Here is a 22,480-nt window from a genome sequence, read left to right as displayed (position 1 = left end):
ATGTTCCGGCAAAAACCTACTGTCGGGACATATACGCACATTGGAGGCATTCATGACCATCGAACTTGATCACGCGCCCTCGCCTGAAATGCACCACAGCCACCGTGACGTGACCGGCGGCTGGCTCCGGCCTGCGGTGTTCGGTGCGATGGACGGGCTCGTCTCCAACTTCGCGCTGATCGCCGGTGTGGTGGGTGCCACGGGAGCCGGCAAGGGCGCCGTGGTGGCCGGATTCGCTGGACTGGTGGCGGGTGCGTGCTCGATGGCGGCCGGCGAGTACACCTCCGTCAAGTCGCAGACGGAGCTGATGCGTGCCGAGATCGCCGTCGAGCGTGCCGAGCTGGCCCGCAACCCGGAAGGCGAGCGCGCCGAGCTGGCCGCGCTCTACCGTTCCCGGGGCCTGGAGCCGGAACTGGCGGACCAGGTCGCGGCCGGGCTGTCGGCCGACCCGGAGCAGGCGCTCCGGGTGCACGTGCGCGAGGAACTCGGGGTCGACCCGGACGATCTGCCCTCGCCGATGCTCGCCGCCGCGTCGTCGTTCGTCGCCTTCGCCCTCGGCGCGCTGGTGCCGCTGGTGCCGTTCCTGTTCGGCGCCTCGGGGCTCACGGTGGCCCTGGTGCTCAGCGTGCTCGGCCTGTTCGGCTTCGGCGCGGCCGTGGCCCAGATGACGGCCCGCCCGTGGTGGCTCGGCGGCATGCGCCAGCTCGCCCTGGGCGTCGGCGCCGCCGCCATCACCTTCGGCATCGGCAACCTCCTGGGCGTCGCGGTCTCCTAACCGGAACGCCCGTAACGACGAGCGCTCGCCGACCGCAACGTCCGCCAGGGCGGGCGCTCGTCAGCACCTTGCCCACCACCGGAACACCGTGATAGCGGGCGCTCGCCAACGTCCTTCTCGACAGAACGACCGTACGGCGCACGCTCGACAGCATTCCCCCGACCGGAGCGGCCCAGGGAGCGGGCTCCTCGGCAGCACCGCTCCTCAACACCCTCCTCACCGGAACGACCGCGAGAGCGGGACTCTCGTCACCACTCCCCCCGCCAAGACGACCGCGACAGGGCGCTCGTCAGCACTCCCACGGACCCGAACAACCGAGGGAAGCGGGGAGACCCGAAGGACGTGGGAGTCGGGCGGACCTGAACGACCGCGATAGGGCGCTAGGTCAGGGGCGGGTGGCGGTGGCGAGGTTGATGCCGAGGGCGATGAGGGCGGTGCCCATGAAGGCGTCGAGCGTACGACGGACCGCGGAGCGGGCGAAGACGGCGCGCAGTGCGCTGACCACGTTGGCGACGACGACGAACCAGAGGACCGTCCCGCCCAAGGCGACCAGTGACAGCCCGAGCGCGCCCGCACCATGGGCGAGGAACTGCGGGACGAGGGCCACGAAGAACAGGGCGGCCTTCGGGTTGAGGATGTTGGTGAGCAGCCCCTCGCTGAAAGCCGCCCACACGCCTTGGGGAGCGCCCTCCAGGGACAGCCGGGGCGGGCCGCCGCCGCGCACCGCCGCCAGGAGCGCCCGGACGCCGAGGTAGCCCAGGTAGCCCAGGTAGGCGGCGCCCGCCACCTTGACCACGGTGAACGCCACGGCGGAGGCGGCCAGCAGCGCGGCGACACCGGTGGCCGCCGCCACGACCCAGCCGAACACCCCGGCCGCGATGCCGAGGGCGGCCGCCATCCCCTGCCCGCGTCCGGACACGGCGGAGCGGCGCACCACCACGGCGAAGTCGGGACCCGGCGACATCGCGCCGAGCATCACCACGCCGCCGAAGGCGACCAGCGGGGCCAACGAGGACATGATCATCACTTTACTCCCCCGGCGGCGGGCTCTGTCGGACACCATGAAGGGCATGGACATCATGGAGATAGCGGAGAAATCCAAGGATTCCGCGAACGTCAAGCGAGTCTTCGGCGACCCCGTACAGCATGGCGACGTGGTCGTCATCCCCGTCGCGAAGATCGCGTACGGAGGAGGCGGCGGCGCCGGGCAGGGCGAGAACCAGAAGGGCGAGGCGGGCAGCGGCAGCGGCCTCGGCTACGGCGTGGCCGCCGCCCCGGCCGGGGTGTTCGTCGTCAAGGAGGGCGACGTGCGGTGGCAGCCGGCCGTGGACGTCAACCGCATCGTGGTCGGCGGCCAGATCGTCGCCGTGGTGCTGCTGCTGACCCTGCGCGCCATCTTCAAACGCCGCCGCCGCTGACACCTCTCGCCATCGCCAAACCCCGCCGCTGACCCTCCACGTCACCCTCAAGCACCGCCGCCACCGCCCCTGCGCCTCACCCTGGGACGCTGTCGCAGCCATTCGATGAGCTGGGGGTGGGTGATGCTTCGGCGGAGCGGGTTACGTGAGTCGGCCCCGCAGCTCGCGGTAGACGCGGACGAGCCGTTCGGTGGAGGGGTCGGGGAAGTCGGCCTGCGGCTCCTTGGAGGTGAGCGCGGGGGCCAGGTCGAGGGCCATCTTCTTGCCCAGTTCGACGCCCCACTGGTCGAAGGAGTCGATGCCCCAGATGGTGCCTTCGACGAAGACGACGTGCTCGTAGAGGGCGACGAGCTGGCCCAGGGTCGACGGGGTGAGTTTGGGGGCGAGGATGGTGGAGCTGGGCCGGTTGCCCGGCATGACCTTGTGGGGTACGACGGCGTCGGGGGTGCCTTCGGCGGCGATCTCCTCGGCCGTCTTGCCGAACGCGAGCGCCGAGCTCTGCGCGAAGAGGTTGGCGCTGAGCAGGTCGTGCATGCCCTCGCGGTCTTCGTGAGGCTCGGCGAAGCCGATGAAGTCGGCGGGCACCAGGTGGGTGCCCTGGTGGAGCAGCTGGTAGAAGGCGTGCTGGCCGTTGGTGCCGGGCTCGCCCCAGAAGATGGCGCCGGTGTCGCAGGTGACGGGGGTGCCGTCGGCGCGCACGGACTTGCCGTTGGACTCCATGGTGAGCTGCTGGAGGTAGGCGGGGAAGCGGTGCAGGCGCTGGCTGTAGGGCAGCACGGCGCGGGTCTGGGCGCCGAAGAAGTCGGTGTACCAGATGCCGAGCAGGCCCATCAGCACCGGCATGTTGGCCTCGAAGGGCGCGGTGCGGAAGTGCTGGTCGATGGTGTGGAAGCCGGCCAGCATCTGGCGGAACCGCTCGGGCCCGACGGCGATCATGAGGGAGAGGCCGATGGCGCCGTCGAAGGAGTAGCGGCCGCCGACCCAGTCCCAGAAGCCGAACATGTTGTCGGTGTCGATGCCGAACTCGGCGACCTTGGCGGCGTTGGTGGAGACGGCGGCGAAGTGGCGGGAGACGGCGTCCTCGCCGAGCGCGCCGGTCAGCCACTGGCGGGCCACCTTGGCGTTGGTGAGGGTCTCCAGCGTGGTGAAGGTCTTGGAGCTGACGACGAAGAGCGTGGTGGCGGGGTCGAGGTCGCGGAGCTTGCCGGTGATGTCGGCCGGGTCGATGTTGGAGACGAACCTGGCCTCGATGCCGGCGTCGGCGTAGTCGATCAGCGCTTCGTAGGCCATCGCGGGGCCGAGGTCGGAGCCGCCGATGCCGATGTTGACCACGGTCGCGATGGGCTGCCCGGTGGCGCCCCGCCACTCCTTGCCGCGCACCCGCTCGGCGAAGGCGGACATCTTGTCGAGCACGGCGTGCACGTCGCGGGTGACGTCCTGGCCGTCGACGACGAGGGCGGTGCCGGCGGGGGCGCGCAGCGCGGTGTGGAGCACCGCGCGGTCCTCGCTGACGTTGATGTGCTCGCCGGTGAACATGGCCTCGATGCGCTCGCGCAGCCCGGCCCGCTCGGCCAGCCGCACGAGCAGCTCGACGGTCTCGCCGGTGACGCGGTGCTTGGCGTAGTCGAGGTAGAGGTCGCCCGCGGTCAAGGTCATGCGGCCGGCCCGGCCGGGGTCGTCGGCGAACAGCTCGCGCAGGTGTCTGCCCGCCAGCTCGCCGTGGTGCTTGTCGAGCTCCGCCCACTCCTGGCTACGGGTGATGTCGCCGTTCAACCTTGCCCTCCCCATAAGAGACCGATCAACGCCGGTGTCCATCGTCCCGTAACCGCATACCCGGAAGCGCCTATTCCGCGCACGGCGGAGCGGACTCTTGACCGCGGGCGGGACTCAGTGGGACTCGCGGCCCACCGCGTCCCCGCTGGAGCCGGTGAGGAAGTCGAGGTCGACGCCCTTGTCGGCCTGGAGCACGTGCTCCACGTACAGGCGTTCCCAGCCGCGTACGGGCTGCGCGTGGCCGGTCATGACCGGTTCGCGGGCGGCCAGTTCGGCCGCCGGGATGTCCACGTCGAGCCGGCGGGCGGCCACGTCGAGCACGATCGGGTCGCCGGTGCGCACCCGGGCGAGCGGCCCGCCCGCGGCGGCCTCGGGGGCGGCGTGCAGCACGACGGTGCCGTAGGCGGTGCCGCTCATCCGGGCGTCGCTGATGCGGACCATGTCGCGCACGCCCTTGGCGAGCAACTTGGAGGGCAGCGGCAGGTTGCCCACCTCGGGCATGCCGGGGTAGCCGCGGGGGCCGCAGCCGCGCAGCACGAGCACCGAGGTCTCGTCCACGTCCAGGTCGGGCGAGTCGAGCCGGGCGTACACGTCCTCGACGCTGTCGAAGACGACGGCCCGGCCGCGGTGGCGCAGCAGTTCGGGCGAGGCGGCGGCGGGCTTGATGACGGCGCCGTCGGGGGCGAGGCTGCCGCGCAGCACGGCGATGCCGGCGTCGGGCAGCAGCGGTTCGGCGCGCCGCCTGATCACGGTGTCGTCCGAGATCTCGGCCCCCTCCAGGGAGGCGGTGAGCGGCTCGCCGGTGACGGTGATCGCGGACGGGTCGAGCAGGTCGGCGACCTCCTTGAGCACGGCGCGCAGGCCGCCCGCCCGGAACAGGTCGTCCATCAGGTGGCGCCCGGCGGGCTGCAGGTCGACCAGGAGCGGGACGCCGGAGCCGGTGCGGTCGAAGTCGTCGAGGGTCAGCTCGACGCCGAGCCGGCCGGCGATGGCGAGCAGGTGGACGACGGCGTTGGTGGAGCCGCCGACGGCGGCCAGGGCGACGATCGCGTTGAGGAACGAGGCGCGGGTCATCACCTGGCTGGGCCTGCGGCCCTCGCGGACCATCTCGACCACGAGGCGGCCGGTGTCGTGCGAGCGCTCCAGCAGCCTGCTGTCGGGGGCGGGGGTGCCGGCGGTGCCGGGGATGGTCATGCCGAGCGCCTCGGTCATGACGGCCATGGTGGAGGCGGTGCCCATGGTGTTGCAGTGCCCGCGGCTGCGGATCATGGAGGACTCGGACTCCAGGAACGCCTCGCGGGAGAGCTCCCCGGCCCGTACCTCCTCGCTGAGCCGCCACACGTCGGTGCCGCAGCCGAGCGGGACGCCGCGGAAATGGCCGGTGAGCATGGGCCCGCCGGGCATCACGACGGCGGGCAGGTCGACGGAGGCGGCGGCCATCAGCAGGGACGGGATGGTCTTGTCGCAGCCGCCGAGCAGCACGACGCCGTCGATCGGGTTGGCGCGCAGCATCTCCTCGGTGGCCATGGCGGCGAGGTTGCGCCAGAGCATGGCGGTGGGCCGGACGTTGGTCTCGCCGATGGAGACGGCGGGCAGGTTGAGCGGGACTCCGCCGGCCGCCCAGATGCCCTGTTTGACGCTGTCGGCGACCTCGTTGAGGTGGGAGTTGCAGGGGGTCAGGTCGGAGGCGGTGTTGGCGATCGCGATGTGCGGCCGTTCGCCGGTGAAGGCGTCACGGGGCAGGCCGCGGCGCATCCAGGCGCGGTGGAGATAGGAGTTCCGGTCGTCACCTGCGTACCACTGCGAGCTGCGAAATGCCATGAACCGCACCTTAGTCAGGTAATCATGGCGAACGGTAGAGATCAGCGACAGAAGGCTCCCCGTTCGCGAAAGCCACAAAGGGGGCAGGGGTCCCGCATGGACGACATCGATGCCTTCTGGCGCGCGGCCAACTACCTGTCGGTGGGACAGATCTACCTGCTCGACAACCCCCTGCTCAGCGAGCCGCTGCGCACGGACCACGTCAAGCCCCGGCTGCTCGGCCACTGGGGCACCACGCCCGGGCTGAACTTCTGCTTCGCGCACCTGAACCGGGTCATCCGCGAGCGCGACCAGGACATGATCTACATCGTCGGTCCCGGCCACGGCGGCCCCGCGGCCGTGGCGCACGCCTGGCTGGAGGGCTCCTACACCGAGCGCTACCCGGACGTCACCCGGGACGCCGACGGCATGCGCCACCTGTTCCGCCAGTTCTCCTTCCCCGGCGGCATCCCCAGCCACGTCGCGCCGGAGGTGCCCGGCTCCATCCACGAGGGCGGCGAGCTGGGGTACAGCCTCGCGCACGCGTACGGTGCCGCGTTCGACAACCCGGACCTGGTGGTGGCCTGCGTCGTCGGCGACGGCGAGGCGGAGACCGGCCCGCTGGCGGCGAGCTGGCACTCCAACAAGTTCCTCGACCGGGAGCGCGACGGCGTGGTGCTGCCGATCCTGCACCTGAACGGCTACAAGATCGCCAACCCTGCGATCCTGGCCCGCATCCCCGAGGACGAGCTGCTCAAGCTCATGGAGGGCTACGGCTACCGCCCGCACCTCGTCGGCCCGGACCACGAGGAGATGGCGCGCGCCCTGGACGAGTCGTTCGACCAGATCGCCGCGTACCGGGAAGGCGCCGAGCAGCGCCTGCCCATGATCATCCTGCGCACGCCCAAGGGCTGGACGGGCCCCAAGGAGGTCGACGGGCTGCCCGTGGAGGGCACCTGGCGCTCCCACCAGGTCCCGCTGGCGGCGGTGCACGACAACCCCGCGCACCTGGCCCAGCTTGAGGAGTGGATGCGCTCGTACCGGCCGGAAGAGCTGTTCGACGCCGACGGACGGCCGGTCCGGCGCATCCTCGACACGGTGCCGGGCGGCGCGCGCAGGATGAGCGCCAACCCGCACACCAACGGCGGCGAGCTGCTGAGCCCGCTCCGGATGCCGGACTTCCGCACCCTCGCCGTCGAGGTCAAGCTCCCGGCGGCCCAGTCCACCGAGCCGACCCGGGTGATGGGCGGGCTGCTGCGGGAGGTGATCGAGCGCAACCCGCGCACGTTCCGGCTGATGGGGCCGGACGAGACCGCCTCCAACCGGCTCAGCCCCGTCTTCGAGGCGACCGATCGGGCCTGGGCGGCCGAGCTGCTGCCCACCGACGAGCACCTGGGGCCGGGCGGGCGCGTCATGGAGGTGCTCAGCGAGCACTTGTGCCAGGGCTGGCTGGAGGGCTACCTGCTGACCGGCCGGCACGGCCTGTTCAACTGCTACGAGGCGTTCATCCACATCGTCGACGCGATGTTCAACCAGCACGCCAAATGGCTGGAGTCGTCGCAGAGGATCCCGTGGCGGCGGCCGGTGGCCTCGCTCACCTACCTGCTGTCGTCGCACGTGTGGCGGCAGGACCACAACGGCTTCAGCCACCAGGACCCGGGCTTCCTGGACGTGGTGGTCAACAAGAAGGCGTCCGTGGTGCGGGTGTACCTGCCGCCGGACGCGAACACGCTGCTGTCGGTCACGGACCACTGCCTGCGCTCACGCGACTACGTGAACGTGATCGTCGCGGGCAAGCAGCCGGTGCTGGACCTGTTCGGCATGGACGAGGCCATCGCGCACTGCACCCGCGGCCTCGGCATCCTGCCGTGGGCGTCCACCGACGGCGACGCCGAGCCCGACGTGGTGCTGGCCTGCGCGGGCGACGTGCCGACGCTGGAGACCCTGGCCGCCGCCTCGATCCTGCGCGAGGAGCTGCCCGGGCTGAAGGTCCGGGTCGTCAACGTGGTCGACCTGATGCGGCTGCAGACCCCGTCGGAGCACCCGCACGGCATGCCGGACCCCGAGTTCGACACGCTGTTCACGACCGACCGGCCGATCATCTTCAACTTCCACGGCTACCCGACGCTGATCCACCAGCTCACCTACCGGCGGGCCGGCCACGACAACCTGCACGTGCGCGGCTACAAGGAGGAGGGCACCACGACCACGCCCTTCGACATGTGCATGCTCAACGACATCGACCGCTACCACCTGGTCATGGACGTGATCGACCGGGTGCCCGGCCTCGGTTCCAAGGCCGCCCACCTGCGCCAGCGCATGTCCGACGCCCGCCTTCAGGCCCGCGCCTACACCCGCATGTACGGCGAGGACGCCCCCGAGATCAGGTCGTGGACATGGCCGCACACATCCTCGTCCTGAACACCGGCTCCTCGTCCATCAAGTACGAGCTGATCGACGCCGAGTCGGGAGCCCGGCCGGCGCGCGGCCTGATCGAGCGGATCCACGAGGGCGAGGGCCTGCTGACCCACTGGACCGGCGACGCTCCCCCGTACGAGAGAAAGGACGTCTACGCCGACCACGCGCGCGGACTCGAAGCGGTGCTGGAGGCGTTCCGCGTGGCGGGGCCGGAGCTGGACCCGGTCGCGGTCGGCCACCGGGTGGTGCACGGCGGCGACCGGTTCGGCTCGGCGGTGCTGGTGGACGACGCGGTGATCGGCGCCATCGAGGCGCTGGCGCCGCTGGCCCCGCTGCACAACCCCGTGAACCTGACCGGCATCCGGGTGGCCCAGGACGCCTTCCCCGGGGTGCCGCAGGTGGCGGTCTTCGACACGGCCTTCCACCGGTCGCTCCCGCCCGAGGCCGCCACCTACGCGGTGCCGCGCGACTGGCGCGAGCGGCTGGGCGTGCGCCGGTTCGGCTTCCACGGCACCTCCTGTGCGTACGTGTCCCGCCGGGTGGCCGCTTTCCTGGGGCGCGACCCGGCCGGGCTGAACCAGATCGTGCTCCACCTGGGCAACGGCGCCAGCGCCACCGCCGTCGAGGGCGGCCGGAGCGTCGACACCTCGATGGGGCTGACCCCGCTGGAGGGGCTGGTGATGGGGACCCGCTCGGGCGACGTCGACCCGGCGCTCTGCGCGTACCTGGGCCGGGTGGCCGGTTTCGACACGCAGGACGTGGAGGAGGCGCTCGGCCGCCACGGCGGCCTGCTCGCGCTGGCGGGCACCGGCGACATGCGCGAGGTGCGGCGGCTCGCCGCCGACGGCGACGGCGAGGCGCTGCTGGCACTGGACGTCTACTGCCGGCGCATCCGCAAGTACGTGGGCGCGTACTACGCGGTGCTGGGCCGGGTGGACGCGATCGCGTTCACCGCCGGAGTCGGCGAGAACGACGCGGCGACCCGCGCCGCGTCCCTGGCCGGGCTGGACCGGCTCGGCATCGCCGTGGACCCGGACCGCAACACGGCGGCGGACGGCGGCGAACGGGCGATCTCGCCGCCCGGCGCGGAGGTCGCGGTCCTCGTCATCCCCACCGACGAGGAGTGGGAGATCGCCCGCCAGGCGATGGAGCTGATCTGACCGGGAGCCGCGGGCCCGATCACGCGGTGGCGGCCGTGCGGCGTACGGCCGCCACGATGTCGCTGTTGGGCAGCCCCTTCACCAGGTACTCGCGCACCCCGGCGCGGCGCATCTCGTCGACGGAACGCGCGTCGCCGTAGGCGGAGAAGGCCATCACCCGGGTGCCGGGCGACAGCCGGCGGATCTCCCCCGCCGCCCACGCCCCGCCGCCCGGCATCCGCACGTCCAGGATGGCGACCCGTTCACGGCCGCCCCGGCCGCACGGCGGGCACCCAGAACTCCACCGTGGCCCCCTCCCCCGGCCTGCTGTGGAGCTGCCACCAGCCGCCGGAGATCTCGGCCCGCTCCCGCATCTCGATCAGCCCGAAATGCCCCCTTCGCGCGGGCGCGTCGCCCGGGTAGTCGAAGCCCACGCCGTCGTCGCCGACCTTGACGTGCACGCCCTGCCCGGCGGTGGCGAGCCAGACCCGCACCGAGGAGGCGCGGGCGTGCTTGCGGACGTTCGTCAGGGCCTCCTGGCAGATCCGGAACACGGTGATCGCGATCTCGGGCGGCGGCTCCTCGTCCAGATTTGGTACGAGGTCGTACGAGAGCCCGGCCCCGTCGGCGAACTGCTCCAGATACTCGGAGAGCGCGTCGACCAGGCCGCCGCTGTCGAGCCCCGGCGGATGCAGGTGGAAGGTGAGGTCGCGCAGGCGGCCCACCGCGGCGCCGACCGTGTCGTTGAGCCGCAGGACGGCCTCGGCGTGCTCGGCCGGGAGCGCGGCGGCCAGCAGTTGCAGGCGCATGCCGACGGCCACCATCGACTGGATGGTGTCGTCGTGCACATCCCAGGCGATGCGCCGCCGCTCCTCCTCCTGGGCGCGCACCAGGTGGGTGAGCAGCCGGCCGCGCTCGTCCAGCGCCCGTTCGGCGTCGCGCCGCTCGCTCAGGTCGCGGGTCACCTTGCCGAACCCGCGCAGCCGCCCCTCGCCGTCGCGCAGCGCGGTGATCACCACGTTGGCCTAGAACCGGGTGCCGTCCTCGCGCACCCGCCAGCCCTCGTCCTCGAACCTGCCCTCCGCGGCGGCTGCCGCCAGCGCCTGCCCGGGCCTGCCCGCGGCGGCGTCCTCGGGCGGGTAGAAGACGGAGAAGTGACGGCCGGCGATCCGCTCGGCCGAGTAGCCCTTGATGCGCTCGGCGCCGGGGTTCCAGCTCAGGACACGACCGCCGGGATCCAGCATGAAGATCGCGTAGTCGACGAGGTTCCGCAGGAGGAGGTCGAGGTCGACGCGCTCGGGCATAGGGCAGCATCGCACGGCCCGGTCCCCGTACGGAACCGCGGCCCGCTCAGTCGGCGACGGCGGTGAGAGGCGCCGCGAGCTCACACCAGACCACCTTCCCGCCCTCCTGGAAAGAGGTTCCCCAGCCGGAGCCGAGCTTGCGGACGACGTGCAGCCCCCAGCCGTCCGACGGGCCGGGGTTCCGAGGCCGGGGCGGCTCCTCGCTGGCGTCGCCCACCTCGACGCGGATGCGGCGGGAGCCGCCGATCACGCGGAGCACCGGCTCTCCCCTGCCGTGCACGAGCGCGTTGGTGACCAGCTCGGAGACGACGAGCAGGACGTCCTCACGGCGGCCCCGGTAGCCCCACGCGGTCATGGCGTCCTGGGCGACCTGCCTGGCGGCGGAGATGCTGCCCATCTCCTCGGCGAGGTGGCGTTCCACGACGTGTGCGTCCAGGCTCGTGCCCATCTTTCTACTTTCGCGCTGGTGAGGTTTGACTTCGAGACGCAACCGTTCCGGAGGTCCTGGTCCGGGTGCGGGACAGGTGTGTGGTGCATCCACATCAGTCGAGCAGGCCCTCGCGCCGGGCGATGACCACGGCCTCCAGCTTGGACCTGGCGCCGAGCTTCTGCAGGACCCGCTGGATGTGGTTGCGCGCGGTGTTGCGGGCGACGCCGAGCCGCTCGCTCACCTGATCGGTGCTCACGCCCTCGGCCAGCAACTGGAGCGTCTCCCGCTCCCGGCCGGTCAGCACCAGCACGCGGGCTTCCGGGGCGGCCCGGGAGATGCGGGCGATGGCCGCGACGCCGTCACCGTCGGGCAGCCGGCGGTCCAGCACCACCACGTCGGGCAGGTGGGCGCGGGCCTCTTCCACGGCTTCGGTCACCGACCCGCACCTGGCCACCACCTCCAGGCCGGGAGCGCCGCCGAGCGCCATCGCGATCGCCTCGGCCACCATGTCGTGGTCCTCCACGAGCATCAGCCGCACGGGGACGGGTGTGACCGGCTCCTGCGAGGGTGACACGGCCCAGCACCTCTTTGCCTGCGCTATACCTTCGTTACGCCCTGCACACTACCGCTCAGCTGGCCGGTCGGCCGTTCTGTCGGTGGCATGTGCGAGGCTGATCGTCCGCTGCCGAAGGAGGCGAACGGTGAAGAACTCGTCAGAGGCCGGGCCCGCATGGTGACGGAAGACACCACGATCGGGCCCGGCGACTGGGACGACCGCGACCTCGACGGGGAGGTCTTCCGGCGGGTCCACTTCGTCGACCTCGACCTGATGGAGCTGGCCGACCACGGCGCGGTCTTCGAGGAGTGCTCGTTCGGCAACGTCCGCTTCAACGTGTCGGTCCACGAGAACGCCGCCTTCGTCGCCTGCTCGTTCCGGAGCTGCTCGTTCTTCGACGCCTCGTTCACCGGCTGCAAGCTGACGGGCAGCACGTTCGCCGGCTGCACGTTCGGGCTGCTCAAGGCCGACGGCGGCGACTGGTCCTTCACCTCGCTGGCGGGCGCCGACCTGCGGGGCAGCACCTTCGACGGGGTCCGCCTGCGCGAGGCGGACCTGTCGGGGGCCAACCTGGAGGGCGCCGCCCTGCGCCGCTGCGACCTCACCGGCGCCGCCCTCCGCCAGACGGACCTCACCTCGTGCGACCTGCGCGGCAGCGACCTGAGCACACTCGACCCCCACGCGGTGACCCTCCGCAAGGCCGTCGTCGACCCTCATCAGGCCACGGTCATCGTCACCGCCCTGGGCCTCCAGGTCCGTCCCTGACGTCGAGGTCGCCGAAGGCCTCGGCCGACGCGGCGATGAAGTCGGCGGGGAAGCCGCGGGTGAACGGCGCGGCCTGATCCAGCCGCTCCACCGCCTCCCCGGGGAGGACGACGTCCACGGCGGCGAGGTTGTCGGCGAGCTGTTCAGGAGTGCCCGCGCCGACGAGCGGATGGACGGCACGCGACCGGGCCCGGGTCCAGGCGATCGCCACCTGCGCCGGCGTCACGCCCAGCTCGCCCGCCACCTCCAGCACGACCCTGGCCACCGCGTGCTGACGCTCGGTCACCGACCCGGGCTCGACCCGAGTGGGCACGTCAGGAGCGGGGCCGGAGGTGAACTTGCCCGACAGCACGCCGTGCGCGAGCGTCCCCCAGGCGGCCACCGTCAGCCCCGACTCCTCCGCCATCGGCAGCAGCTCCCGCTCGATGTCCCGCCAGAGCAGGCTGTACGGCACCTGAAGGCCCGCGAACGGCGTCCACCCGCGCCACTCCGCCAGCGTGTTGGCCCGGCTCACCACCCACGCCGGCGCGTCCGAGATCCCGACATAGAGCACCTTCCCCGCCCGCACCACATCGTCAAGGGCCCGCATCGTCTCCTCGATCGGCGTGTGCCGGTCCCACAGATGCACCCACAGCAGATCGACGTACTCGGTGCGCAGCCGCCGCAAACTCTGCTCCAGCGTGAGCACCAGATTCTTACGGTGGTTCCCAGCAGCGTTGGGATCGCCCGGGTCACGGGTTAGCGTGTACTTCGTGGCCACCACGAACCGGTCCCGCCGCCCCTTCAGCACCTCACCGACCACGCTCTCCGACTCGCCGTAGAAGGAGGCCGTGTCGACGACGTTCCCGCCCGCCTCCTCGTACAGATCGATCATCTCGCGCACCTCCGGCGTCGCCTCCCGCCACGTCATGGCGCCGAGGAACAGCTCCGACACCCTCAGTCCGGTACGTCCGAGCAGCCGATAACGCATGCCCTTCTCCCTTCGTCCCGCTCCAAGGTGCCGGTGCGGCGACGCGTCAGGGAGACCGCCCGGATACTGGCCCTCACAGGGCCACCATGCGGGCATTCGTCCTAGGCTGACCGGGATGAGCGGGAACGAACTGGCCGCCTATCTGCGCGCCCTCCGGGAAGCGGTCAAACCCGGCGACGTCGGCCTGCCCGAGGGACCGCGTCGGCGCACACCGGGCCTGCGCCGGGCCGAGCTGGCCACACTGTCGGGCATCAGCGTCGAGTACCTCACCCGGCTGGAGCAGGGCCGCGACCGCAACCCGTCCGCCCAGGTGCTGGGGGCGCTCGCCGACGCCCTCGGGCTGACCTTCGAGCAGCGCCTCCACCTGCGCTACCTGTCCAAGTCGGCCGGCGGCGACAGCCTGCTCTGCCCCACCGCCGCCCCCGCCCGCACGGTCCGGCCCACCCTCCGCGCCCTCCTCGACCGCCTGGAGCCGACCCCCGCCGTCCTGCTCAACCGCCTGTCGGACATCCTGGCCCACACCACCGGCTACACCCGGCTGATGAAGCCCCTGGGCGTCCTCGACGGCGACCCGCCCAACCTGACCCGCTACCTGTTCACCGACCCCCGGGCACGGACCGCCTTTCTTGACTGGGACGCCGTGGCCGCCGCACACGCCACCGCGCTCCGGCTCACCGCCTCCCTGGGCGACCCGTACGCCGAAGACCTGGTCGCGGAGCTGACGATCACTGCCGGAGCAGCCTTCACCGGCCTCCCCCACACCCCGTCGTCACCCCGCCACGAGTCCCTGACCCACCCGGCAGCAGGCGCCCTCCACCTGGTGGCGGAGTCCCTCGACTTGACGGACGCCGACCAGCGCCTCATCGTCTACCTCCCCGCCGACGACCCCACCACCGTCGCCTTGCATGACCTCACCACCTGACTCCGGACCGTCCATCAGAGCGCGCGAGAAGGGCGGCAGCGCGGGATATCTAGGGCCACACGACGGCCTTGAGGACGAGTTCCGCGGAGCACGAACATCATTGATCCGCTCGGCTCGAATTGCGAGCGATGACTTGCCCAGAGGCACATTCATTTTTCGTTCCTGGCTCCCAGAACCAGCCGTGCCGTTGCCGAGAGTTTCGCCATCCGCGAGAAGCTCCCACCGAACCTGCGCGCTGCCCGAGCAGCCATCAGCGACGATGCCCAGCTCTCTCTGGCGTGCCGGACCCGAGAGGGTGGCCTGTGCCTGGATTCTCTGTCCTGACGATTCGAGGAACCAGTGGTTGGTACAGGTAGTACTTGTTGCCCAGCTGAGACCCGTGGTCTTGCATTTCTGCCGCGCTGCGTCGCCGGCAGCGAATCGTATCTCGGTAGGAAAAATAATCTGCTGCTGAGGGAGAAGGAATTTCACACCGACCACCGTTGCCGATAAGGCAAACACTAACCCTGCCCCAACGAACGTGCGGCGTATCTTTTTGCGCAGGATGTCCTTGGCGGTCGCCAACTCGGCTTCGTATGCCGCCAGAACCTCTGGCTTGTCCAGGGAGAGCGCCAGCGCGCGGACGAAGGGCCCCGCCATATCCAGCGTCGCCTTCATCCGAAAGGTGTTCGACGCTTGCATGGCCATGAAGACGGCGACCAGCGTACCTATTATCGCCGCCAGCCAGGACCCCAGCTCCACCCAGTTCGTCCAGTGCGACATACTCTCCACCGCTCGATAGTTTCAGGACGTACGAGTGAGCGTAGCCGAACAGCACTTCACCCAAGATCGTAGTGTCTGAGATTCGACCACTCTGCGACCTAAATCCCGTTGAGGCAGCGGCGGTCGCTCATGGGCAGCGCCTATCGGGTGTGGCCAGAATTCACTTTCAAAGTCTCCCACTGAAATCGGAGCGATTCACAATCCTATTCGGCGAGCTCGTCGGCGACTCTCTGTTTGGCAGCCTCATCTCGGAAGGGGCGCAGTACAGTAAGCGCAAGTCCGGCCAAGCTGGAAAGAGACGGGTAGAGGGGTCGCACCTGGGGGTAGGTTCGCCGGGGGCGGTGGCGGGCAACGGGGGTGTCATGGACGTGGCGGAGCTGGAGGGCCTGGTGTCCCGGGAGCTCAGGGACGCCGGGTTCGCTGTGGGGCCGTCACGTAAACCGGCCGACGGCGGGCTCAGTGTGTGGTGTGACCAGGAGCGCGGGGTCGTGGTGCGGTGGAGTGTGCCGGCCGGTGATCCCGCGCGTCATGACACGATCCGGACGGCGGTGCAGCTCGCGTTGCGCACGATTCTCGCGGCGGCGGGGTTCGAGGTGCGCGAGGTGGCGGGCAGGACGGAGCTGGTGGTCACCGCAGCGACCGGCCCACCGCGTGGAGGTGTCGCAGAGCCTGGCCCCATGACGCGATGAGGCCGCATTCGGTGTAGGGGACGCCGAGCTGGCGGCAGTAGGCGCGGACGATCGGCCGGGCGCGGCGCAGGCTGGGGGTCGGCATGCTGGGGAAGAGGTGGTGCTCGATCTGGTGGTTGAGTCCGCCGAGCGCCGCGTCGAGCAGCCTGCCGCCGCCGACGTTGCGGGAGGTGAGGACCTGGCGCCGCAGGAAGTCGGGGCGGTCGGCGCCGGTGAGCATGGGCATGCCCTTGTGGTTGGGCGCGAAGACGCAGCCGAGGTAGACACCGAAGCACGCCTGGTGGACGGCGAGGAAGGCGAGCGCCCGGCCCGGTGACAGCACGGTGAAGACGGCGGCGAGGTAGGCGGCGTCGTGCAGGATGAGCAGCAGCGCCTCCACGCCCCGGTTCTTGACCCGGCGGAGCGAGCGCAGGCTGGATACGTGCAGGTTCAGCCCTTCCAGCGTGAGCAGCGGGAAGAACAGCCACGCCTGGTGCCGCGCGACGAGCCGGGTCAGCCCCCGCGCCTGCCCGGCCTGCCGTTCCGACCAGACGAGCACCTGGGGCGCGACGTCCGGGTCGTGGTCCTCGTGGTTGGGGTTGGCGTGGTGGCGGGTGTGTTTCTCGGCCCACCAGCCGTAGCCGAGCCCGATGGCGAGGTTCCCGGCCAGGTATCCGGCGTTCCGGCTGGCGCGGCGGGAGCGGAACACCTGCCCGTGCGCCAGGTCGTGGGCGAGCAGCGCCACCTGGGCGAAGGCGACGGCCAGCAGGACCGCCACGGGGAGCTGCCACCAGGTGTCGCCGGCGAGGGCGAAGAGCGTCCACCCGCCGGCGAACAGGGCGGCGACGGCGGCGGTGCGGGCCGCGTAGTAGCCGGGCCGCCGTTCCAGCAGCCCGGCGCGGGCGACGCGCCGGGACAGGCGGGCGAAGTCGCTGCCTCTGAGCGGCTGGTCGAGTGTCGTCTCGGTCACGGCGCCTCCGATGCTCTGGGACGATCACCTCAAGCATCGCGGCGTGACGCCGCCGGCGAACTGCGGCGCGCCCCCGTCCTCGCGGTAGGGCGGGCCCTACCGGTGAGTTCCGGCCGCCGGGATGGTCATACCGGGCATGGAAGGGAACGACATGCGGACGATCGTGCAGGACATCGCGGACGAGCTGGTGGCGTCGGGCGCGGAGCGCGGGCTGCAGGTCGCCGTCTACCGGCGGGGCGAGTTGCTGGCCGACGTGGTGGCCGGGGTGGCGGACGCCGCCTTCGGCAACCGGCGCGACGTGCTCACCGCCGAGATCCCGGCCGGCGGCACGATGACGGCCCGGGCGGTGGCGCGGGTGTACGACGCGCTGCTGACGGGCGAGCTGGTGCCGCCGGCGCGGCTGCGGGAGCTGTCGGCGCCCGCGGTGCGCGGCCTCGACGAGGTCACGGGCGTCGAGGCCGCGTGGGGGCTGGGCTACGCGATCGGGCTCAGCCCCGGGCTCTCCGGGGACACCGTGTTCGGGATGCCGGGTTCGGGCGGCACCGTGGCCTTCGCCGACACCGCGACCGGCGTGGCCGTCGGGATCATGAAGAACCGCATCGGCGACTTCACCGCGGTGGACCGGATCGGCGCGGCGGTGGTCAGCGCAGCACGCTGACGAAGCCGCGGCCGACCGGCTCGGTGTCGCCGAACACGTGCAGGTCCTCCCGGAAGGTAGATAGGTAGGCGGTCTTGTCGTGGTACGTCCCGGCCAGCGCGTCGCCGTAGCCGATCAGCTCGGCGTGTGCCTGCCGGCGTGGCTCGTACGAGGTCTCCAGGCCCTTCTCCAGCAGGGCCGGGTCGCTGTCGGCGGCGCAGATGACGCCGGCGAGGATCTCGGCGTCGTGCATGGTGTAGCTCATGCCCATGCCGGTCATCGGGTGGCAGGCGAACGCGGCCGACCCGAGCAGGGCGGCGTTGCCCTGGTGGTACGCGGGGACGCGCATCGCCGACACCCGGATGGGCTGCCAGTGCGCGGGGCCGAGCACGTCGAAGGCGTCGTCGTTCTCGGTGATGAGTCCCCGGAGCGCGTCGGCGTCGAGGCCGTCGCCGAACACCGCCTCGTCGTCGTCGAGGGGCAGGCCGACGAAGACGCGGGCCTGCTCCTCGTTGATCGGGTACAGGTAGCTGAACCAGCCGTCGGAGTTGAAGTAGAGCCGGTTGAGCCGGGCGACGCTGGCGGTCAGCGGCACGGTGGCCACCCGCATCAGGTGCGGGTAGGCGGTGCTCTCCTTGTCGATGCCGAGCTCCTGGCGGATCAGGGAGCGGGTGCCGTCGGCGCCGACGACGGCGCCGGGCCGCAGTTCCCGGCCGTCGGCCAGCACCAGCCGCGCCACCCGGTCGCCGTCCTGTTCCAGCCGCTCGATGCGCGAGTCGAACCAGAACTCGACGCCCTCCATCGAGCAGCACGAGTAGATGGCCTCGACCAGTTCGCGGTAGGGCCGGATGAGGAAGCCTTCGGGGTAGCGGCACTCTTGGATCGCCTGGCCGTCGTGGTAGTAGCGGACGACGTCGCGTTTGAGCGCGTGCCGTTCCACCAGGTCCCCGAGGCCGTGCCGGGCCAGGACCCCCATGCCGGGAGGCTTGACGAAGTCGGCGCCGGCGGCCGGGATGGCCGGCCCCTGCTCGACGACGACGACGTTCCGGCCGCCGCGGCCCAGGAGCAGGGCCAGGAAGCAGCCGCCGAGACCGGCGCCGACGATCGCTACATCGCAGGATGTCGTCATTGCCATGATGAGAGCCCTTCTGGTGTTCTTGCGAGACGCGTGCCCCCGCGGGGCTGCGGGCCGGGCCTCATGACGTGGGCCTGGCCCCGACCTGTCTGAGGCGATACGGCCTGAGGCGGTACGGCCTGAGGTGGTACGGCGTGGGCCGGTACGGCCGAGCCGGGCTGGGCGGGCAGCAGCGCGTCCGCCTCGGCGGCGACCGTGGCGAGCTGCGTGCGCAGGTCCAGCAGGAGCCGGCGCGGCACCAGGACCATGACCTCGCCGGTGGCGTGCGGCATCCGCAGCATCTTGATCAGGGCGAGCGAGCCGACCAGCACGGAGACGGCCACGCAGACCGCGAGCGCGCTGGCCAGGCCGCCCATCGGTCCCGCCATGAAGGGGTTGCCGATGACGACCGACACGGTGGCCACGCCCACGGCGCCGCCGACCATGCGGGACATGACGGCCGCGCCGACGGCGGAGGCGTACTGGTGCGGCTGGGCCGCCAGGGTGGTGGCCATGGAGGTACCGGGCGCCAGCGCCCCCACCCCGACGCCCACGCCGACGCTCGCCGCGAGCCCCCACAGCGTGGGACCGCTCTGCGCCAGCGCCACGACACAGGAGCCGCCGCACGCGGTGGCGCCGACGTAGATGAGCCCGTACGGGCCCAGCTTGCGCACGACCTTGCCGCCCAGCCACGCGGTCACCGCGACGGCGACGGAGGTGGGCGTCAGCCAGAGCGCGACCTCCAGCATGGGGAAGCCCAGGTGCAGGAGGTAGAGCGGCTGCAGCGCGAGCAGGCCGTAAGAGAGGACGCCGAACCCCCAGGTCGCCAGCCAGCCCCAGGCGAAGCCGGGCCGGCGCCAGAGCGTCAGGTCGACGGCGGGCACCCGGTGCCTGCGGGCCCGCAGGAGCGACAGGGCCAGCAGGACGAGCGCGCCCGCGGCGAGGTAGCCGCAGACCGCGCCCCAGGAGGTCGCCTTGGAGATGGCCAGGACCATGGCCCCGATCGCGGCGGCCAGCAGGACCGCGCCGATCATGTCGGGCCTGCGGGCGGCATTGCGGGCGCCGTCGGGCAGGCCCGGCGGCAGCCAGGTGGCGGCGAGCAGCAGGAGCATGCCGACCACGACGACGGGCGCGAAGAGGGAGCGCCAGCCGAACTCGGAGGCCAGCCAGCCGCCGCCGGCCTGCATGAGCAGGCAGCCGATGCCGGAGGCGGAGCTCCACAGCGCGATGGCGCCGCGCCGCTGGTTCTCGGGCAGTTCGCCGAGGAGCACGGCGAGGCTGGCCGGGATCATGGCCGCGGCGCCGGCGCCCTGGACGGCTCTCGCGGCGAGCACCATCGGCCAGTCGGGCAGGGTGAGCGTGGCGAACCCGCCCAGGATGAACACGACGAGCCCGATGACCAGCATGCGGCGGCGGCCGAACAGGTCGGCCATCCGCCCGGCGGTGGCCAGCAGGGCGGCCACCGGCACGAACGCGGCGCTGGTCAGCCAGAGCAGGTCGCTCAGCGGCAGGTCGGTCTCGGCGCCGCCGTACTGCATGAGACCCACGGCGAGCGTGGTGGCCGTGGTGTCGGCCATGACGATGAGCATGACGCCGGCGCCGACCAGCCGCAGCAGCGCGCCGCGCCCGCGGGCCGGCTTCCGCGCCACCGGGGATGTCCCCACCTGGACGACTGGTGACTGACGCAACGTGGCCACCTCCATGAGAGCCCGGGATGTCGGTCCCCGCCGCCCGGCGCTGCGCCGGGCGGCGGTCGTGCTTCGCTGTCCGGTCAGGCGCTGTAGCGGCCCGGCGACAGCAGCCCGTACGGGTCCAGCGCGCCCTTGAGCCGGTAGAGCATGGCCAGGGTGGCGGTGGAGGACTGGGCGTAGACGTCGGCGGCGGCGTTGTCGATGTCAGAGCGGTAGATCGGGCAGCCGTAGCCGCGCAGCAGGCCGTTGGCGTCCTGGCGGAGCCGGTGGGCGCGGGCCGGCGCGTCGGGCACGCTCCGGTCGAAGAAGATCTGGATGACGCCGTTGGCGAGGTTCCGGCTCACCATGTTCCACTCCATCATCGCCGCGGTGGCGTTGCACTCGATGGCTGCGCGGAGCACGGTCAGCAGGTTCTCGTTGGCGATCTCGTCCATCGGGAGCTTGGGCAGCAGCGCGAGGAAGCCGATCTGCCCGGCGTCGACGTCGTCGCAGGAGGTGACGCCGAGCGCGTTGTAGACGCTCAGGCAGTTGGGGATGCCCTGGGCCATGAGCGCCCGCGGGTAGAGGGGGTCGTCGGGGGCGACGGCGGCGGCGTCCACGACGCGCAGGTTCTCGGCGCCCTCGACCTCCAGCAGGTGCTTGCGCAGCAGGTCCTCGGCCAGGCGGACGGTCTCGCCGCTGCCGAGCAGCGGGCCGACGATGGTGAGCAGTTCGGGGTCCACCCCGTCGGGGAGCATCCAGCCGCCGCGGCTGGGTGTCAGCGACAGCTCGCGGACCCGCAGCAGCCCTTCGGCGGGGTTGCCGTGGCGCAGGAAGGAGCCGACCGCGCCCACGGCCCGGGCGGCCTGGTCGCGCGGGATGCGGGCGTGCACCAGGCCGATGGCCTGCGGGCGGGGCACCAGCGAGATGACGCCGGCGGTGATGATGCCGAGGTTGTGCTGGACGAACGCGCCGGTCAGGTCGGGGCCGGCGACGTTGCCGCGGTAGCGGCCCCAGTGGTCGAGCCCGCCGGTGCTGACCAGGCTGCCGTCGGCGAGCACGGCCTCGAGGCCGACGAGGTCGTGCACGCGGGAGCGGATCGAGCCGTCGCCGCGCTCCAGCGCGTTGCCGACCACGGAGGTGTCGGCGCACGAGGAGGTGACGTTGAGCATCCAGTCGGTGTCGCGCAGCTCGTCGGCGAGCTGGCGCTGGGTCACGCCGGGCTCGATGACGGCGAAGCCGTTCTCCAGGTCGAGGCTGCGGATCCGGTTCATGGCGCTGAGGTCGACGACCACGTTCTCGTCCTTGGACGGCACGCCGGAGCCCATGCCCCAGTTGCGTCCGGTGCTCAGCGGGTATAAACGGCGCCCCTCGACGGCTGCCCGCCGGACCACCGCGCGGACCTCGTCGACGTTCTGGGGCCGGGCGACGCCCGCGATCATCCGGGCGCGGTGTGCTCCGACATCGCGTACTGCTGACGCCAGTCGCGTGTGACCTTGCATGACACTCCTTGGTGAGCCGAGACTTTCCCCGCGGGTCCCGGCCTCGTCGCCGGGTTCCCCCCTCGTTGGTCCGCGATCAGGCGGTGCGCTTGAGCAGGTCGTCGATCGAGCCGATGGCCCGGTTGGATATCTCCCGGATCTGCCAGAGCCGCTCGGTGACCTGCGTGTCGGGCTCTACCGGCTCGGGTGCGGCGGGCTGGTCCGGGTGTTCGTAGACGGTCAGACGCGGCCTGGGCGGTCGGCGGTCGCCGTCGTAGGGGTGGCGGTAGTCGGGGTGGACGTGCATGGCGGGGCTCCTACCGAACGGGGTTCTGGGTTGCGGTCGGCCGTGACGTCGAAGCGGCGCCGTGGGGGTGAGGACGCTCATCTCTCTGGTCACCTCCCACTTCAGGACATCCGCAGAAGTGCTCTGTAAACCCTGAACTATCTGTTCACGCCCTGATCCTGCCATTTACCGTCTAGCTGTCAACTGCTACTTAACGAATGTGTTGGGATTCTCCCGCGGGTCACACGGCGGCCCGTCCGACCCTCCAGGCGCGCCCGTCAGCGGCGGCCACCGGAGGCCCGACACCGGCCCCGTAGTGCTCGGAAAGGGAATTCCGCCCGCGCAAGGCAGGGCGCGAAGGGCCGCGCGCGATGTAACCGGAAGGTCAGGCGCGGCTACCCTTCGGGAGGGTAAGAGAGAGACCACGGAGTTACCGGTCGTGACTCGCCGCGAGGACGATCAGTCCCGGCACTATTCGGGGGTTAACGGCCGGACCCTTTTGCCGGAAAGCACACGGACGCGGGGGTGCCCGGGCACCCCCGCGTCCGCACCGGAGCTGCTCGTGCCGGGCGTGGTGCTCGCCGTCGCCGGTTCGCGCCGCCTGGTGGTGCTCTTCTGGACC

The 22,480-nt window shown here is 71.6% G+C and carries 21 protein-coding genes; 7 read left to right on the top strand and 14 right to left on the bottom strand.

All coding sequences use genetic code 11. The features are described from left to right. Window positions 1-52: 52 nt before the first annotated feature. Window positions 53-775: a VIT1/CCC1 transporter family protein gene (locus tag AB0J42_RS34550; protein ID WP_364302106.1), complete on the top strand. Its 723-nt coding sequence runs from the start codon at window positions 53-55 to the stop codon at window positions 773-775. Between the two features lie 385 nt (window positions 776-1,160). On the opposite strand, the gene AB0J42_RS34545 is transcribed toward AB0J42_RS34550, so the two are convergent. After that, a complete protein-coding gene (locus tag AB0J42_RS34545) occupies window positions 1,161-1,793 on the bottom strand; it encodes a LysE family transporter (protein WP_364302104.1) in 633 nt (210 codons plus the stop codon). Between AB0J42_RS34545 and AB0J42_RS34540 the strand changes: the two genes are divergently transcribed. Further along, window positions 1,792-2,193 (top strand): spore germination protein GerW family protein, encoded by a 402-nt coding sequence (locus AB0J42_RS34540; protein WP_364302102.1) that lies wholly within the window; start codon window positions 1,792-1,794, stop codon window positions 2,191-2,193. The two genes, AB0J42_RS34545 and AB0J42_RS34540, sit on opposite strands and share 2 nt — an antisense overlap. Window positions 2,194-2,334: 141 nt before the next feature. Here the strand turns inward: AB0J42_RS34540 and pgi are convergent, their stop codons facing one another. Further along, window positions 2,335-3,966, bottom strand: a complete 1,632-nt coding sequence (gene pgi, locus AB0J42_RS34535) for a glucose-6-phosphate isomerase (protein WP_364302100.1) — start codon at window positions 3,964-3,966, stop codon at window positions 2,335-2,337. A gap of 114 nt (window positions 3,967-4,080) precedes the next feature. Next, window positions 4,081-5,787: a dihydroxy-acid dehydratase gene (locus AB0J42_RS34530; RefSeq protein ID WP_364302098.1), complete on the bottom strand. Its 1,707-nt coding sequence runs from the start codon at window positions 5,785-5,787 to the stop codon at window positions 4,081-4,083. Window positions 5,788-5,883: 96 nt separating this feature from the next. On the opposite strand from AB0J42_RS34530, the gene AB0J42_RS34525 reads away from it, so the two are divergent. After that, entirely contained in the window at window positions 5,884-8,187 is a 2,304-nt protein-coding gene (locus AB0J42_RS34525) for a phosphoketolase family protein (protein ID WP_364302096.1), read from the top strand. Beyond that, window positions 8,163-9,344 (top strand): acetate kinase, encoded by a 1,182-nt coding sequence (locus AB0J42_RS34520; RefSeq protein ID WP_364302094.1) that lies wholly within the window; start codon window positions 8,163-8,165, stop codon window positions 9,342-9,344. The genes AB0J42_RS34525 and AB0J42_RS34520 overlap by 25 nt, the downstream gene beginning before the upstream one ends. A gap of 19 nt (window positions 9,345-9,363) precedes the next feature. Here the strand turns inward: AB0J42_RS34520 and AB0J42_RS34515 are convergent, their stop codons facing one another. The 5 genes from AB0J42_RS34515 to AB0J42_RS34495 all read right to left on the bottom strand — a co-directional run bounded on the left by AB0J42_RS34515 (window position 9,364) and on the right by AB0J42_RS34495 (window position 11,631). Beyond that, window positions 9,364-9,573: a response regulator gene (locus AB0J42_RS34515; RefSeq protein WP_364302126.1), complete on the bottom strand. Its 210-nt coding sequence runs from the start codon at window positions 9,571-9,573 to the stop codon at window positions 9,364-9,366. Between the two features lie 13 nt (window positions 9,574-9,586). Beyond that, window positions 9,587-10,339: a sensor histidine kinase gene (locus AB0J42_RS34510; protein WP_364302092.1), complete on the bottom strand. Its 753-nt coding sequence runs from the start codon at window positions 10,337-10,339 to the stop codon at window positions 9,587-9,589. Window positions 10,340-10,348: 9 nt separating this feature from the next. Further along, entirely contained in the window at window positions 10,349-10,627 is a 279-nt protein-coding gene (locus AB0J42_RS34505; RefSeq protein WP_364302090.1) for a PAS domain S-box protein, read from the bottom strand. A 46-nt stretch (window positions 10,628-10,673) separates the two neighbouring features. Then, window positions 10,674-11,075 carry an ATP-binding protein gene (locus AB0J42_RS34500; RefSeq protein ID WP_364302088.1) on the bottom strand — a complete coding sequence of 134 codons (402 nt, stop codon included), beginning with the start codon at window positions 11,073-11,075 and terminating at the stop codon, window positions 10,674-10,676. A gap of 94 nt (window positions 11,076-11,169) precedes the next feature. Then, window positions 11,170-11,631 (bottom strand): response regulator transcription factor, encoded by a 462-nt coding sequence (locus tag AB0J42_RS34495; RefSeq protein ID WP_364302086.1) that lies wholly within the window; start codon window positions 11,629-11,631, stop codon window positions 11,170-11,172. 87 nt (window positions 11,632-11,718) lie between these two features. Between AB0J42_RS34495 and AB0J42_RS34490 the strand changes: the two genes are divergently transcribed. Further along, the gene (locus tag AB0J42_RS34490; protein ID WP_364302084.1) at window positions 11,719-12,378 is read left to right on the top strand and encodes a pentapeptide repeat-containing protein; all 660 of its coding nucleotides are present in this window, start codon (window positions 11,719-11,721) and stop codon (window positions 12,376-12,378) included. Here AB0J42_RS34490 and AB0J42_RS34485 read toward each other — a convergent pair. After that, the gene (locus tag AB0J42_RS34485; RefSeq protein ID WP_364302082.1) at window positions 12,347-13,348 is read right to left on the bottom strand and encodes an aldo/keto reductase; all 1,002 of its coding nucleotides are present in this window, start codon (window positions 13,346-13,348) and stop codon (window positions 12,347-12,349) included. The genes AB0J42_RS34490 and AB0J42_RS34485 overlap by 32 nt on opposite strands. Window positions 13,349-13,463: 115 nt before the next feature. Between AB0J42_RS34485 and AB0J42_RS34480 the strand changes: the two genes are divergently transcribed. Beyond that, window positions 13,464-14,270 (top strand): helix-turn-helix transcriptional regulator, encoded by an 807-nt coding sequence (locus tag AB0J42_RS34480; RefSeq protein WP_364302081.1) that lies wholly within the window; start codon window positions 13,464-13,466, stop codon window positions 14,268-14,270. A gap of 1,389 nt (window positions 14,271-15,659) precedes the next feature. Here the strand turns inward: AB0J42_RS34480 and AB0J42_RS34475 are convergent. Beyond that, on the bottom strand, window positions 15,660-16,670 hold the full coding sequence (locus AB0J42_RS34475) for an acyl-CoA desaturase (RefSeq protein ID WP_364302079.1): 1,011 nt from the start codon (window positions 16,668-16,670) through the stop codon (window positions 15,660-15,662). A 151-nt stretch (window positions 16,671-16,821) separates the two neighbouring features. Here AB0J42_RS34475 and AB0J42_RS34470 point away from each other — a divergent pair, with 151 nt between their 5' ends. Then, a complete protein-coding gene (locus AB0J42_RS34470; RefSeq protein WP_364302077.1) occupies window positions 16,822-17,328 on the top strand; it encodes a serine hydrolase domain-containing protein in 507 nt (168 codons plus the stop codon). Here AB0J42_RS34470 and AB0J42_RS34465 read toward each other — a convergent pair. The 4 genes from AB0J42_RS34465 to AB0J42_RS34450 form a co-directional block, all read right to left on the bottom strand. Beyond that, a complete protein-coding gene (locus AB0J42_RS34465) occupies window positions 17,312-18,436 on the bottom strand; it encodes an FAD-dependent monooxygenase (protein ID WP_364302075.1) in 1,125 nt (374 codons plus the stop codon). The genes AB0J42_RS34470 and AB0J42_RS34465 overlap by 17 nt on opposite strands. Continuing rightward, window positions 18,433-20,070: an MFS transporter gene (locus AB0J42_RS34460; RefSeq protein WP_364302072.1), complete on the bottom strand. Its 1,638-nt coding sequence runs from the start codon at window positions 20,068-20,070 to the stop codon at window positions 18,433-18,435. The genes AB0J42_RS34465 and AB0J42_RS34460 overlap by 4 nt, the downstream gene beginning before the upstream one ends. Before the next feature lie 122 nt (window positions 20,071-20,192). Further along, window positions 20,193-21,533: an FAD-binding oxidoreductase gene (locus tag AB0J42_RS34455; protein ID WP_364302069.1), complete on the bottom strand. Its 1,341-nt coding sequence runs from the start codon at window positions 21,531-21,533 to the stop codon at window positions 20,193-20,195. Between the two features lie 136 nt (window positions 21,534-21,669). Continuing rightward, window positions 21,670-21,879, bottom strand: a complete 210-nt coding sequence (locus AB0J42_RS34450; protein WP_364302067.1) for a hypothetical protein — start codon at window positions 21,877-21,879, stop codon at window positions 21,670-21,672. Window positions 21,880-22,480: the final 601 nt, after the last annotated feature.

The sequence above is a fragment of the Nonomuraea sp. NPDC049649 genome, assembly GCF_040675175.1.
GTDB lineage: Bacteria > Actinomycetota > Actinomycetes > Streptosporangiales > Streptosporangiaceae > Nonomuraea.
The sequence above is the reverse complement of the archived record's forward strand: the minus strand, read 5'-3'. Positions and strand labels throughout refer to the sequence as shown.

Excerpts from the sequence above, each read along its gene's own strand:
- AB0J42_RS34505 (WP_364302090.1), bottom strand. The coding sequence starts at position 10,627 with ATGCCCGAGCGCGTCGACCTCGACCTCCTCCTGCGGAACCTCGTCGAC.
- AB0J42_RS34490 (WP_364302084.1), top strand. The coding sequence starts at position 11,719 with ATGTGCGAGGCTGATCGTCCGCTGCCGAAGGAGGCGAACGGTGAAGAA.
- AB0J42_RS34525 (WP_364302096.1), top strand. The coding sequence starts at position 5,884 with ATGGACGACATCGATGCCTTCTGGCGCGCGGCCAACTACCTGTCGGTG.
- AB0J42_RS34480 (WP_364302081.1), top strand. The coding sequence starts at position 13,464 with ATGAGCGGGAACGAACTGGCCGCCTATCTGCGCGCCCTCCGGGAAGCG.
- AB0J42_RS34500 (WP_364302088.1), bottom strand. The coding sequence starts at position 11,075 with ATGGGCACGAGCCTGGACGCACACGTCGTGGAACGCCACCTCGCCGAG.
- AB0J42_RS34465 (WP_364302075.1), bottom strand. The coding sequence starts at position 18,436 with ATGACGACATCCTGCGATGTAGCGATCGTCGGCGCCGGTCTCGGCGGC.
- AB0J42_RS34450 (WP_364302067.1), bottom strand. The coding sequence starts at position 21,879 with ATGCACGTCCACCCCGACTACCGCCACCCCTACGACGGCGACCGCCGA.
- AB0J42_RS34550 (WP_364302106.1), top strand. The coding sequence starts at position 53 with ATGACCATCGAACTTGATCACGCGCCCTCGCCTGAAATGCACCACAGC.
- AB0J42_RS34545 (WP_364302104.1), bottom strand. The coding sequence starts at position 1,793 with ATGTCCTCGTTGGCCCCGCTGGTCGCCTTCGGCGGCGTGGTGATGCTC.
- AB0J42_RS34470 (WP_364302077.1), top strand. The coding sequence starts at position 16,822 with ATGCGGACGATCGTGCAGGACATCGCGGACGAGCTGGTGGCGTCGGGC.
- AB0J42_RS34455 (WP_364302069.1), bottom strand. The coding sequence starts at position 21,533 with ATGATCGCGGGCGTCGCCCGGCCCCAGAACGTCGACGAGGTCCGCGCG.
- AB0J42_RS34530 (WP_364302098.1), bottom strand. The coding sequence starts at position 5,787 with ATGGCATTTCGCAGCTCGCAGTGGTACGCAGGTGACGACCGGAACTCC.
- AB0J42_RS34520 (WP_364302094.1), top strand. The coding sequence starts at position 8,163 with ATGGCCGCACACATCCTCGTCCTGAACACCGGCTCCTCGTCCATCAAG.
- AB0J42_RS34485 (WP_364302082.1), bottom strand. The coding sequence starts at position 13,348 with ATGCGTTATCGGCTGCTCGGACGTACCGGACTGAGGGTGTCGGAGCTG.
- AB0J42_RS34540 (WP_364302102.1), top strand. The coding sequence starts at position 1,792 with ATGATCATCACTTTACTCCCCCGGCGGCGGGCTCTGTCGGACACCATG.